This window comes from Candidatus Limnocylindrales bacterium (assembly GCA_035571835.1).
Classification (GTDB): domain Bacteria; phylum Desulfobacterota; class Binatia; order UBA1149; family CAITLU01; genus DATNBU01.
Window position 1 is genome coordinate 128,923 of the sequence record DATNBU010000028.1, and the last position, 12,660, is coordinate 141,582.

9 protein-coding genes are annotated in these 12,660 nt (G+C 62.8%); 2 read left to right on the plus strand and 7 right to left on the minus strand.

All coding sequences use genetic code 11. The features are described from left to right. The first annotated feature begins 33 nt into the window (after positions 1 to 33). Complete coding sequence (locus tag VN634_12055; protein HXC51613.1) at positions 34 to 813, plus strand: hypothetical protein; 780 nt, start codon at positions 34 to 36, stop codon at positions 811 to 813. A gap of 269 nt (positions 814 to 1,082) precedes the next feature. Here VN634_12055 and VN634_12060 read toward each other — a convergent pair whose 3' ends face one another. Continuing rightward, positions 1,083 to 3,683 (minus strand): FtsX-like permease family protein, encoded by a 2,601-nt coding sequence (locus VN634_12060; protein ID HXC51614.1) that lies wholly within the window; start codon positions 3,681 to 3,683, stop codon positions 1,083 to 1,085. Between the two features lie 280 nt (positions 3,684 to 3,963). Then, positions 3,964 to 4,905: a hypothetical protein gene (locus tag VN634_12065; GenBank protein HXC51615.1), complete on the minus strand. Its 942-nt coding sequence runs from the start codon at positions 4,903 to 4,905 to the stop codon at positions 3,964 to 3,966. A gap of 298 nt (positions 4,906 to 5,203) precedes the next feature. On the opposite strand from VN634_12065, the gene VN634_12070 reads away from it, so the two are divergent. Further along, positions 5,204 to 5,419 carry a hypothetical protein gene (locus VN634_12070; GenBank protein HXC51616.1) on the plus strand — a complete coding sequence of 72 codons (216 nt, stop codon included), beginning with the start codon at positions 5,204 to 5,206 and terminating at the stop codon, positions 5,417 to 5,419. A 142-nt stretch (positions 5,420 to 5,561) separates the two neighbouring features. Here the strand turns inward: VN634_12070 and VN634_12075 are convergent, their stop codons facing one another. The 5 genes from VN634_12075 to VN634_12095 all read right to left on the minus strand — a co-directional run bounded on the left by VN634_12075 (position 5,562) and on the right by VN634_12095 (position 12,541). Then, positions 5,562 to 6,416 (minus strand): right-handed parallel beta-helix repeat-containing protein, encoded by an 855-nt coding sequence (locus VN634_12075; protein HXC51617.1) that lies wholly within the window; start codon positions 6,414 to 6,416, stop codon positions 5,562 to 5,564. Between the two features lie 74 nt (positions 6,417 to 6,490). Further along, positions 6,491 to 8,023: a hypothetical protein gene (locus tag VN634_12080; protein HXC51618.1), complete on the minus strand. Its 1,533-nt coding sequence runs from the start codon at positions 8,021 to 8,023 to the stop codon at positions 6,491 to 6,493. Positions 8,024 to 8,645: 622 nt separating this feature from the next. Continuing rightward, positions 8,646 to 9,644 (minus strand): hypothetical protein, encoded by a 999-nt coding sequence (locus VN634_12085; GenBank protein HXC51619.1) that lies wholly within the window; start codon positions 9,642 to 9,644, stop codon positions 8,646 to 8,648. Between the two features lie 130 nt (positions 9,645 to 9,774). Beyond that, a complete protein-coding gene (locus VN634_12090; protein ID HXC51620.1) occupies positions 9,775 to 10,038 on the minus strand; it encodes a BrnA antitoxin family protein in 264 nt (87 codons plus the stop codon). 784 nt (positions 10,039 to 10,822) lie between these two features. Then, positions 10,823 to 12,541: an adenylate/guanylate cyclase domain-containing protein gene (locus tag VN634_12095; protein ID HXC51621.1), complete on the minus strand. Its 1,719-nt coding sequence runs from the start codon at positions 12,539 to 12,541 to the stop codon at positions 10,823 to 10,825. Positions 12,542 to 12,660 lie beyond the last annotated feature (119 nt).

Here is a 12,660-nt window from a genome sequence, read left to right on the forward strand (position 1 = left end):
CGCGGCGCTGCTCCACGTCGAGCTTTCGGCCGTGTGCAGCACGAGAAGATCGCCTCGTTTCAGACTTTCGCCGTGTGCGAGCTCATCGAGAAGGATGAGGACGGATGCGCCGATCGTATTTCCGACCCGCTGAATGTTGATGGGTATCTTTTCTGCCGGCAGCCCATAGGAAGAAGCAATCCGGCGGATATTCCCGGTCGCCTGGTGCGTAAGAAAAAATCGGACATCGCCTGCACCTACTCCAAGCTTTTCCATGAGCCGGAGCGCGGCGCCGGCGGCGAGTTTGCTCCCGCGACGCAGAACGCGACGAAAGTCGTGGTGCCCGAGATAATCGGCGGCGGCGTACCGTTCCGTGCCTGGCGGCAGAGCCGAGAGCATGCCTGGAAATGTGATGCCCGGCGCGGCGGCGTCGCTATTGAGATACAGATCGAGCATCTCGATCGACGGGCGTTTTCCATCCGACGTCTGCGCAATGACGAGCGCGCCGGCGCCGTCGGCGTAAAGCAGCGAGTTGAGCACATGGTCCGTCGGAATGTCCTTTCCGAATCGGAAAAACGGCGAAGGGGTCTCGGCCGCAACCACGAGTACAACCCTGCCATCAATTCGAGAGGACAAGGCCGACGCGAGCTCCACCGCGCGGAATGCCCCGGTACACGGCGCCTGCAGCGAGAATGCCGGTACTCCCAGCAGACCCAGGCCCCGCGCGACCAGACAATCCATGGGTGGATTCAGAAAGTCCGGAGTCGTGCTTACGGTGATGATCGCGCCGACATCCGTTGTCGACGCTCCACTGTCGCGCAGCGCGGCGAGTGATGCCGAGATCGCGAGATCGCTGCACCGTTGACCGCTGGGCGGGTCGGCGTGCTCGGCACCGCGAGACCACCGGCGCTCCTCGATCTCGAACATCCCGGAGATTCGTGCGGCTGGAAAACCTGTCAGCTGCTCCAGCTCGGCGTTGGAGACGACTCGGTCTGGAAGCGACGAGCCAATTCCGAGTATTGTCATCAGAGGCATGGCGCAGCGCCCGGAGTGTTACTCAGAAGACGCGCGGATGCACGCCTGGCATCAGCGGCCCGGCGAATTCATGACTCAAATCGAATGGTCGTCAGTGCCGGCTGTCGCAGTGCAAACGCAGCCGCGACGGTGGCGGCCAGCATTGCCGTGATTGCGGCGAGCGCAAGAGAGATGAAAATGCTCTGCCACGCGATGCTCAGCTCGAGAACGTATCCGACAAGCGCCGGGTAATTGTAGTGCACCCAGACCCACGCGCAGAGGATCCCGACTGCCGCTCCGCAAATTGCGGCAGCGATGGTAACGGCCAATCCTTCGAGTCGTGCAATCTGGATCACCTGCGTGTCGGTCAACCCGACAATTCGCAGCACGGCCAGTTCACGCCTTCGTGACAGAACATTGGAGACTACGAGGTCAGCGATTCCGACGGCCGTCAGGAACAACACGAGCAGCTTAATCGTATCGATATCGGCAAACGCCTCGCCGATGAATCCGTCGACACGGTCGATCATCTGCTGCGTCGGCATTACCGACAGAGTGCGCCCGCTCGGTACGGAATCGCCAACCTCACGGGCGAGCCCGGAAACGGCGCCTCCGGGCTTGAGAGTGACAGAATAGAAATTTACGAGGTCGTCTTTCCATCTCGTCGCGACGGTGTCGCGATTCAAGATCACCGAGCCCTTGTCGGACACGTAGTCGGGGACGATGGCCACGACGGCAACATCGACCATGCCCGTCACGGTCGCGAGCGAGATGTGATTGTTCGTCGGCAATCCGAAGTGCGCCACGAAGTTTTCGGAAACGGCCGCTCCTTCGCCGCGCGCGAGGCGCGACTTGATTTCGGCGGCGCCGAGGCCACCGACGGGCGTCCCGTGGCTGGCGGCGTCGAGCAAGAGCCTCTCGCTCATCGCTGCGACTGCTATGCGCTCGCCCTGATACGGCTGTCCTTGAAGGACGCGAAGCGTCTCGACATTCTTGACGTTCGGGAGATCGCGAAGCGGCTTCTCGAGGTTTCGCTCGACAGGAGCCGGTAACCACCCGCCGGTCACGGCGCGCGCAGATACCAGAGCGTCTCCGGCAAAACCGTACCAGCCCGCGACCGACGTGCGAAAGCTTTGCACGAGACTGCCCGCCCCGACCGAAATCGCGACGCTGAGCGTGATGGCGGAAGCCGTCACCAGGCTCCGATCGAGCGCACGAAGAAGATTCTCTCCGGCAATTTTTCCCGAAATACCGGACAGAGCGGACAGAACAGGCAGCGCGCCCGCCCATGCCGAGTTCATCACCGGGAGCATCGCAAGGACCGAAGATACGATCACGAGAATGCCCCCAAGCGACACCATTGCAGCAGAGCCGGCCGAAACTCCTCTTACGAGCGTTATGAACCCCGCAAGTCCCGGCACCGTCGCTGCCGCGAGAGCCGCCTGCCAGGAGAATGCAGATCGAAATAGCGGCGCGTCCTCTCGCTGAAGCAGAAACGGCGTCACATGTCGCAATCGCCGAGCAGGCAGGTATGCCGCACAGGCTGCAGTCAGAATCCCACCTGCAGGATGTGCCATGAGCACAATCCACGGATTCCATGAGACGCGCGCCGCATCGAAGGGCAACGAGTAGTTCAATCCCATCCCCGCTGCAGCGTCCTCGCCGATGAAATTGGAAAGCTCGAGTCCCAGGATGACTCCGGCGACCGAACCGATTGCCCCGAGCAATCCGGCCTCAACCACGATCGATCGAACCAGAATTCCCGGCGAGGCTCCGATTGTCACCAGTGTCGCCATCGACGGGATCCTCTGCAGGACCATCGTCGTAGTCGAAGCGTAAATGATGAAGACCGCTGCCAGCAGCGCGAGCGAGCTCATTCCAACGAGCGTGGAACGCAACCCGTCGACCGTGTGGAGTCCCACGACCCGACGCTGCATCGGAGTATCCACGTGAAGTCCAGGCTGAAGAAGCTGTTCTATGGACTCCTGCGCTTGCGAAATGCTCGCGCCCGGCTTCAGCCGGATGTCGATCTGATCGACCATCGAATTTTCGAAGGTTCCCTGTCTTCCGGCAACAGGTTGCGCGGCCGGCAGGAACATCGCCACGAGTCTGCCGCCGAGAAATGCAGCGAGTCCTTTCGTAGCGATGATGCCGTGGACCGTATACTCGTTCGTGCCATCGACGGCCGACAGCCGCACTTTAGACCCCAGGCTCAGGCCTCGCTGTTTCGCAATGACATCGGTTAGAAAGATCCCGCGCGGGTCGTCGAGGATCTGAAAGTCGCCCGGATCTCGCTGAAGCACTTCGACTTCGTAAAGCGCGAGGACGTCGTCCTGCAGAAGATCGATGCCGAACAGCTCCACCGTCTCCGGCTGGCTGTCGACGAACGTCACCTGGCTGTGAATGAGGGCGGCCGCCTGCCGCACGAACGGCTGCGCGCGTACCTTCTCGAGCAGGTCTTCCGAAAAGCCCGTCTCGCCCGTCCCGAACGTCACCTGAAGATCGGCCTTTCCGCCAAGCCTCTCGAGATCGCCGGCAAACCCGCTGACGATGCTCTCGGTCGAGATATGCATCGCCGTCAACAGCGCTACTCCGACGGCGACGGTCCCGATCATCAGCAGCGACCGGACCGGCCGCGACGCGAGCTCCGGGCGGCTGACGAACCTCAGCAGTACGAGCAGCGCTTTCACTGGAGTGGACTTCCTTTCATCCGGGCTCGCGGTCGCGACTTCGCCCGAAGCCGGCCAAGTCGGATGTTAAGCGCCGTTTGCCGCCCATCGAAGAGCTGCGGCGAAGTCCTTATTTCGAATGGAAATAGAGAGTTGGGATTGCGAGGTATTGGCGCTCAGTCGACCACAACGCGGGCGCCCGTGTCTCGGTCGTCAGTCCCTTCTTATTGTCTGAGCTCTGTCTTCCCGTCGTGTTTGCGCGCGCGAGCTCGAATCATCGAGGGTGACGGCGTCTGCCGGCTCACCCGCACGCCACACAACTCAGCTCCACCGCCTGCCCCACGCTCAACCTGAGCACCCGCAGCGCATCCGAAACCGACGTCGGCGACCCGCCGCCGCTCGAATCCACGTCGCAGATGCATACGTCGCAGCTCTTCGTGCCGACGCTGGTGCGCAGGATGTGAAGCGCGTCCGTCACCGTAATCGATCCCGAATCGTCCGCGTCGCCGCACGAAAGGATCTCGCACGAAGCGTTGCAGAACTCTCCGGAGACCCAGACCGGACTGTCGTCGTCGCAGGCCTCTCCCTGTTCGAGCACGCCGTTGCCGCACGGGCCGGTGAACACGTCGCCGCGCACGGCAAAGTCGTCGAACGACGCTTCGGCAAGCCCGCCCTGCCCGCCTTCCTCGCCGAGGAACACGCCGATTTGTACGGGCCCGGCGAGCACGGGGTTCGTCGCTTCGTTCAGGACGACGAACCCGGCTCCGGCATCGTACTCGTGGATCAGATGATCGCCGATGCGGCGGATGCGAAGCGTAAGCGTGGTGGCGGGCGCGGGAATCGAGTTCCGCTGATCGAGCGGGCTGACGACGAAGTTCGACTGCAGGTTGCCGCCGCCGGTGAAGTAGATGTCGGTAAATCCGGCCGCCGAGATATGCGACGAGACGAGCCCCGCTGCGGTGCCGCTCGTGATCGTCGTGCGTTCGGCGACCACGGTGGCCTCGAAGTCGCCCTTGATCGTGAACGCCGAGGTCACGTTGACGAAGCCGTTTCCCTGGCCCTCGAGCTTGGCCAGCACGAGCTCGCCTCCGGTGACTGAAATCTCGAAGCCCGCCGGCTTGCTGATCGAGTACGACGCCGGATCCAGATCGTTTCCGGTGAATGCATCGCCGAACTCCGCGGCCGAAGCGGCACAAGGGATCAGGGCAAGAAGTGTCGTCGCAAACAGCAGAGTCGATCGCATGGCGGGAATCCTCCTCATGTTGCACGCCTGCACGGATTGAGAACGGGCAATCCGTGTCCCCCGCACGGCCCCGCCGCGAAGCCCGTATCCGCTATCAGTTTTGGCAGCGCGCGATCAACGAAAGCCCAGCAAATCCCGACTCGTATGGGCGTTCACTGGGCAGTGGTGCAAACCCCGGAGTGGGGCAATTGACACGTTTGTCAAACACACCTTACAAGTGAACCCGGCCCGAAGCGCGAAACGCCACTGTCCTCACCCCGAACGGGTAGACGGTGATTGTTCGAGAAGGAGAGTACTGGTGGTCAACCTTACCAATCCGTTCAAGTCCGCCCCGAAGTCTCCCGGCCAGGCCTTTGCCAGGATGGTCTCCGAGCTCGAGCCCGACCGGCTGACCGAATCCGAGATCACCCGCGAGTTCGTCCAGGCCAAGCTGGCCGAGGCGAGCTCCGATGCGAGCGAGCACGAGTCGAGGACAAGGGCGCTTCTGGCGCGCCTGTTCCCGATGCCGCACTAGCCGCAGCCACGATGCCGCGTCTCCTCGCGGCCCGAGGCCGCTGAAAACGTCAGCGGCCATCCCGCTCGCCTCCGTTCGATTCAGCAAAAAAAGGCGGCCGCAGCTTTCCGCTGCGGCCGCCTCTGTACCGACGCTTCACTTCCTACAGGCAGTCGAGCGCGCTCCCGAACGTCGGCGGCACCAGGCGGTCGAGCTGGCAGCTGCACGGGGAGACGGCACTCACCCCGCGATCGTCCGCGCAGATGTTGTGCGTGAACGTCGCGTTGGCCGAAGTGATGTCGAACGGCACCGAGCCGTCGACGCCCTCGATCACGACGTTGTCCTGCAGCCGGAAGTACGTGCTGTCGGTATTGTAGATGCCGGCTGTCGAGTAGCCGCGCACCATGTTCTTGCGAACGTACGGTCCGGTGGCCGCGCTCTTTCCATAGACGCGGATTCCGACGCTGCCGCCGTCGATCCTGTTCTCTTCGACGAGGTCGGCGCTGTCCTGGATGCTCACGTTGATCCCGGTGCCGCCGGACGCGGGCAGGATCACGTTTCGCTGATACGCCTTGCCGTTGTTGCCGGCGTTGTCCCACAGGATCCCGGTGGTCGCGCCCGTGATCTTCAGGTCCTTTACGGTCCCGCAGTTATGCACGCCGGATGAGAACGTGCCCGTGCCGGCTGCGACGTCGTTGATGGTATCGACCGCAACGTTGCTCTGGATCGTACTGTTGACGCCCGAGCCGTCACACTCGACTGCCGGGCCGCACCCGCCCGAACGATTGCACGTGATCGTCCAGCCGTTGGTGTCGAGATTGCGTCCGTCGTTGATCTTGATGCAGGCATCGGTGTTGGTTGCGCTCACGGCACCGCCGAGGCGGTAGTCGTTCGCGCCTCCGTATGAGCCGCATCCGTAGATGGTGGTGATGGCCAGTGCCGGGCCGGCCGTGGCGGCGACGAGGCCCGCTGCCACGAAGAAAGTGGCGACTGCTGTGAAATTGCGTCCTTTTCTCATGATTCGAAGTCTCCTTTCGATAGTGTCGTCGTCTTGAACGCGATGTTCGGTGATTCCGTATGCGCTGAAGCCTCTCAGAGCAGCGGGTACGACATGGGCGGATCGACCATCTCGCACTGGCTGGCGCACGCACACATCAGGTGGCTGAACGCGGCGGAGGAGATCGCATAGCAGCCTGTCGATGTTGCCGTAGGATCGTCGTAGAGCAGGTTGTTCTTGAATTCTGCCCAGCTCGACGAAGAGCCGGTCGCATAGAGCGCGTCCGTCGTCGATCCGCTGACGGAATTGTCTCCGATCAGCGCTTTACCCGTGCCGATGTTGAGCACGCCGTCGACCGACACCCCGTAACTGCCTCCGCGGAGCCAGTTGTTCTCGATGCTCGCGGTGTTGCGCGTCGCCATCCAGGCGGATACCGCCGTGGTGTCGGCATCGATCGTGCTGTTCTTGAGCGACGTGAGCGCCAGCCCGTTCGAATTGAAGACTCCGGTATCGACGCCGTCGCCGATCCGGACGCTGTCGACGTTCGAACAGTTTACGATCCCCTGCGCGAAGTTCCCCCGGATGCCGCCCTTTGCGAACGTATCCGAGCTGTCCTTGATCAAAACGTTGGTGGCGGCACACGTAATCGCCGCCCCTCCGGTCGAAGAGTTGGAGATGGTGTGTCCATTCAGATCGATCGTCACGGCGCCCGTCACGTTCAGGCACGTGCCGCTCGTGGCCGCGAGGTCGAGGCTCGACGTGAGCGTGTAGTTGCTCGTGATGTTGGTTCCCGGACACGCGCCCGGCGAGCCATACTCCGGAAAGTCGAACGAGACGTCGCTTACGGGCGTGCACGAGGCATCGGCGCAATCGTCGTCGTCGCAGTACAGCCGGTCGACCAGCGCTCCGGAAGCCAGCGATATGCAGTATGCAGGATCCGGGTATGCGTCGGCGGGATCCTGTTCGATCAGGTAATTGGTGCGCAGGTCGATCAGGCCCGTACCGCTCGAGATCTGGTAGTACTTGCCGTTGCGAACGACGTTATGGTCGATTCTCGCGCGACCTGCGCCGCTGGTATCGAGCATGCTGGTGATTTCGAGGCCGATATTCGTGGCGTGGACGTTGTTGTAGGAAATGTTCGACGACCGGTTCTTCAGCTTTACGGAAACGGCGAACGTATCGGCACTGACATAGCTGTTGGTCAGTGAGTCGAGCGCATACGTCGAGTTATATACGCCGTAAATCATCGAACCATCGATCTTGACGCCATCGATGTTCTCGCAATTGAGGATTCCGTAGCTCATCACGCCGGAAATCGTGCCCTTGGTGGCAGAGCTGTCTTTGATCGTGACGCCGGCGCTCTGGCAGCCGATCGCAGAGATACCAATGCCGGTGCCGCCGGTCCGGGTGATGCTATGGCCATGAAGGTCGACGGTTCCGCCGCCGCTGAAATAAAAGCAGCTGCCGACACCGGTCCACGTGTAGTCATCGGCAAGGTCGAACGTGCCGCCCGCAAGATTGTTCAGGGTGCCGGGGCACGTCGTCGTTGCGCCGGCGCCCGCAGAGAACAGTACGACGACCGCTGCGTGGAGCGCACCGAGTCGCCAGAATGGTTTTCGAATACTCATGGATCCCTCTCCTTTTGTGATGACTCGCGAAAGCACGAGTGGTGCGCTGATAGTGCGGCGTTCGTCATCGCGTCAAGAAAATCACGACGTAAATCGACGACGGCGCGTCGCGAGCATGCTGTGAAAAATCGATTCGCGACGACGGGATCGACAGCACTCAACGTTTTGTTGTAGCCCGATGAGGTGCGTTTCCGCCGCTCAACGCAGCGGGATCGCGCGCGATCTGTATCGACAGAAAGCGCGACTGTCCGGTGTGACTGCTCTTACTTGCGAAGAAGCGAAGCCGGTGATTTTGCGCGCGCGGCAACAGACGGACGTCGTCGCTGCGTATGTACAGCGGGCTTGCGCACGCGCAGTTTCGTGTCCGAATTTTTTACGCGAAGACAGTTTTTGAAGTCCGCGACCAATCGTCGACTCGGAAACGGCTTCGCGCTGCACGTCCGGTCAACTGCTACAGGCGGAGCCACGGGGGGCTCGGCAATTGATCTCCGAATCGCAGACGAACAGGATCGCCATGGCGACTACGCATTCCGCACAGCGATGCAGAGCATCGCTGTGCGGAAGCGGACATCGACAACGCAGCTACAAAAACCGCGGAAGTTACCGGTGCGAGCCGGCGTTCCTAGGCGCCACCGCCGCCCCTCGGGCAGTTCAGCGTAACGGGCGAGCTTACGGCCTTCTTGAGCACGATCAGCGCGTCGGACGCCGTAACGCTTCCGCTGCTGTTCACATCGCACACCGAAAGAGCACACGTTGCCGAATTGACGGCGACTTTGAGCGTAAACAGTGCATCGGACGCTTTCGGCAGCTCACCGGTCGAGTTGGTCGGCTTGCCGCACGGCACGAGGTTGCACTCGGCGTCGCAGGCTTCGCCGTTTACGAACTCCGTGTCACCGTCGTCGCATTCCTCGGGATCTTCGACGACGCCGTTTCCGCACTCCTGCCCGCCGCCCGGTTCGCCGGCGATGCAGTCACCGGCCTGGCACTTGTCGTTCACCGTGCATGTGCTGCCGTCCTCGCACGGTGTGCTGTCGGGGCGGTCGACGGGGTTCGAACAGGTGTAACCGGAGTCCTCGTCCGGCTCGCAGGTAGCCGTCGTGCACTGCGTGTCGCAGATATGCGTCGGGGTCGATTCGCATTCGCCCGTGAAGATATTGCAGTGGAAATCGCACGAATCCGGCGCCGGGTCGCACTTGGGCTCCGGCGAGCAGAACGTGACGGTAAAGACCGTCGTGCAGGTGCCGGTAAAACACGGGTTAAGCAGGTCCTGCCTGCAGGGCGCGCCGTCCGGAATCTTTTCGGCAATGCACTCGCCGCCCGAGCAGGTACCGTTCTGCTCGGCGCACAGGTCGAACGCTTCGCACGGCGTACCGTCGTCGGCCGGAGACGCCTCACACGTTCCGTTCAAGCATTTTCCCACCGTACAAGCGTCCAGCGTCTGGCAGGAATGGCCATTGTTGCCGGGGGTTTCTTCGCAGGTGCCGTCTTCGAGGCACGTGCCGACAGTGCATTCGTTGAAGGTTTCGCACGAGACCGATGCGGCCGATACGGCGCCCGCGCCCGCCAGACTCGCGATGAGCGAAAGCGTGGAAATGATGCGGAACGTAATGCGACGGTTCATGAGACCTTCCTTGTTCCAGAGTGACCTCTGGCTCTGCGGCAAATCGCCAACGGTCTCAGATATTGGCGACGGCCGGCGCGAGCGAATGCACGCCGGCGCGATATGGTAGCCGACCACCCTGTCGAGAGTGCTACAGACGCACCTTGCTCAATCGATCGGCCATGCGCGTCTGCCAGCCGGGGCCGGTCGCCCGCCATCGCGCGATGACGTCGGCGGGAAGACGCAGCGAGATCAGTTTGCGCGGATTCGACGAGGTCGGGCGTCCGCCCTTGTTGGTTCCGCCCCGCACGGTTTCCGTTATTCCCTGCGGATGCTGCGCGCTGCCGTCGCGCTCTTCCGCAGCCGCAACGTCGGTGTCCTGATAACGACGTGAAATGGTCTCGATCGCGATCATCGACTGTCCTCCCCTTCCAGTACGAAAACCGGCGGCCGTTCGCGCTGGCGAACAGTCGCCGGACGGGTCGAGCGCGGCTCAGCACGTGCAGAGCCTGGATCTGCGAGGCCGGCGCTCGACCCGCTCGAGCGCCGGCGGCCGATCGCTCCGGCATCCGTTGGCTGACGCCCCTTTCCCGCGTCCGCCGGCTGATGCATGCCGTCGGATCCGTCGCGACAGTAACGGCCGCGCCGCCGCCGACAATACTTGTGTAGCCGTTTCGCGCAGAAACTTTTTTAGACGTCACGAGAATTGGTGCGCGAACACTTCGAACACGGGAGTTTTTGTAGATGCGCGCGCCGCTGCGGTCGCCTCGCAGCATCCACCCGCGAGAACCCGGAACGACATCGGCGTTACCTGCCAACATGGATGTCAGAGTCCTGCGACATCTCCGCGATCCATGGCAGTTACGTTTCGACGCTCTGCATCGACCCACGAATCGCGCGCCGCAATCCGCGAGTTGTCGGAGGCGTACCGGGATTGCCCCGAAGAATTCGCAGAACTGGACCGCTCGATCTCGTCGCAACGACGTTTTCACAACGCCGTCCCGCTGACCGAAGTCGCCAGCTACTCCGGTTGCCGAACTTGTGTTCTGTCCCCACTGGGGGGACGAGCGCGTGTTGCCTGCACTCGTTCGCCTCGGAGCTTTTTTCGCAATCGCAGTGATAACATTTCACACGAGTGACGGTGGTCACGCGGTGTACATCTTTCGTTTGATTCCAGTCCATCGACTGGCTGGTCGTTGCTATTTCGTTTGCGGCCGCCACACGCCGTCCCATCCGGACGGCGGCTTCTCGCGGAACTCGGCGATGCGTTCGAGCATGACCTCTGCCGCGCGGTCCGCCGGCCGCGCGGCGAGACTCTGCGAGAAAGCTGCGAACGCGGCATCCCAGCTGCCCGCGCGATAGCAGCGCAGTCCGTCGGCGTAGGTATCGCGCGCGCGCTGAGCAACGTCGTCGAGACAGCCGGTTTCACCGAGCAGCTCGAACACGTCGACGGTCTCGATTTTGCCCTTTACGGCAATGGTATCGATCTCGCGCATCTCGAACTGCGGGCCGGCCTCGCGCGCGACCGAATCGCTCACGAGGATCCTGGTGCCGTAGAAACGATTGGCCGCCTCGAGGCGCGCCGCGAGATTCACCGTGTCGCCGATGACGGTGTAGCTGCGCGTGTGGTCCGATCCGATGTTCCCGACGATCACTTCGCCGAGCGCAAGGCCGAGTCGCAGATCGATCACCGGCGTATCCCGCCGCAGCCCGGTAAGCTCGGGAAGCTCGCTTCGAAGCGTATCGATGGCGACGAGCTGCGCGAGCGCCGCACGGCACGCGAGCACCGCGTGCTCGGCATCTTCGACGAACGGCGGACCCCAGAAGGCCATGATCGAATCGCCGATGAACTTGTCGACGATGCCCTGATATTCCTGCACGGCCAGCGCCTGAAGACCGAAATGCCGGTTGAGCAGCCGCACCATGTTGGCCGGAGTCAGGCGCTCCGAGAGCGCGGTGAAGCCGACGATGTCGCCGAACGAAACGGTCATCATCTCGCGTCCGCCGTCTTCGCCGGTGATGTCGGCGTCGAGCAGCCGCTTGAGGATGCGCGGATCCACGTACCTGCCGAACGTCTCGCGCATCTGCTCTTTGGCGCGCAGCTCGCCGACGAAGAAGTTGAACGACGTCGTCAGCGCGCCGAGCTCGTCCTTGCTGCGCACGGGCAGCTCGAGGTCGAGCTGGCCCTTCTGCACATTGCCGAGCGCGCCGATCAGCGAGTGCACGGGACGAAGGAGGGCTCTCGTGACCACCATCGCGACGAGAAGCCCCAGCAGCACGGTCGATGCCGTGGCCGCCACGCTCAGCCGCACGATGCGGCCCTGCCGCTCGAGTGCCTCCCGGGCCACGTGTTCGGCACGCCTGGTCGTGATGGTCTGCAGCTCGGCGCGCTGGGTCTGCACGAGCCTCTGAAGCTGGTTGAGTCCGTCGGCAACGAGCACAGCGGCCGCGTGGTCGCCCTGACGCTGAAGATCGAGGACCTTCGCCTGTTGAGCCGTGATGGCCGGGTACGCAGCCTCGACCTGTCTCAGGAGCGTGCTGAGCTCGAGCGCTTCGGATGCCGCCCTGGCTCCGATCGCGTCCGGTGAGAGCAGCGTTGCCGCACGTGCGAGCTCATCGTTGAGCAGGCCGGTGAACTCTTCGTAGTTGGCCTGCGCTTCGGTCAGCACCGTCTGGTTGGGTTCGGGGTGGCTGAGCGCGCCGAACGTGCGCTCGAACGCGAGGCGGCGGCGCAGCCCGTACTCGTTGACGTTCGAAAGCGAGGTCGCGAGCGGGATGTCGACGTGGGTCAGCGTCTGGAGCTCTTCCTCCAGGCGATCGACCTGCCAGAGCAGGAAGCCGACCAGCGCGATGGTGAGTGTCAGAAGGAAGACGGCCAGACCGAAGATGCGTGCGCCGATGCTGTTGCGAAACGTCACTGGGCCGGTCCTTACATGCGCCTCCTCTTAGTAGCCACGCCCGGCCCGTCGGATGGGCCGCCCCGGGCGCCGCATGCAGCAGAAACCCCGCACCAAAACGCACATTTCGGGCGAAAAAG

Coding starts and splice junctions, on each gene's coding strand:
- VN634_12065 (HXC51615.1), bottom strand. CDS start 4,905: ATGCGATCGACTCTGCTGTTTGCGACGACACTTCTTGCCCTGATCCCT.
- VN634_12075 (HXC51617.1), bottom strand. CDS start 6,416: ATGAGAAAAGGACGCAATTTCACAGCAGTCGCCACTTTCTTCGTGGCA.
- VN634_12080 (HXC51618.1), bottom strand. CDS start 8,023: ATGAGTATTCGAAAACCATTCTGGCGACTCGGTGCGCTCCACGCAGCG.
- VN634_12085 (HXC51619.1), bottom strand. CDS start 9,644: ATGAACCGTCGCATTACGTTCCGCATCATTTCCACGCTTTCGCTCATC.
- VN634_12090 (HXC51620.1), bottom strand. CDS start 10,038: ATGATCGCGATCGAGACCATTTCACGTCGTTATCAGGACACCGACGTT.